Annotated in this window: 1 protein-coding gene; it reads right to left on the minus strand. The window is 59.9% G+C overall.

What is annotated here, in order from left to right; translation table 11 throughout:
* Nucleotides 1-394, minus strand: a 394-nt coding sequence (locus HMPREF2808_RS05690) for a transposase (protein WP_141752582.1), incomplete at both ends; no start/stop codon positions are given.

The raw sequence follows: 394 nt of genomic DNA on the forward strand, positions 1-394 counted from the left end.
CCGGTGAACCCATCCATTGTCACCACCTGTATCTGCTCCCGGAAGCTGGGGTCGCGTTCCTTAAGCCACCCGCTGAGCACATCTGCGGACCTGCCCGGTCGCATGTCTAACAAACGAGCAGGCCCACGCCCGTCCACCAGCGGGGTGAGGTCAACAAGTATGGTCACCAGGTTTGATGCCTGGCCTGGTTTTCTGGTGTGTTTCCATACGTGTTCATCGACTCCAAGAATGCGAACCCCGTCTAGGTGACATGGATCGCCGTAGACAAGCTGGCGGCAGGCATCCAGCGCGACTTGGTTGACCAGGTCCCAGCCCACACCGAGTGCTTTGGCGGTGGCTGACACACTCATCCGGTCAATAGCAAGGCGCTGCAAGATCCAGCGGGTGACCCGGT

The organism is Corynebacterium sp. HMSC078A10, from assembly GCF_001811565.1.
Classification (GTDB): Bacteria; Actinomycetota; Actinomycetes; order Mycobacteriales; family Mycobacteriaceae; genus Corynebacterium; species Corynebacterium hesseae.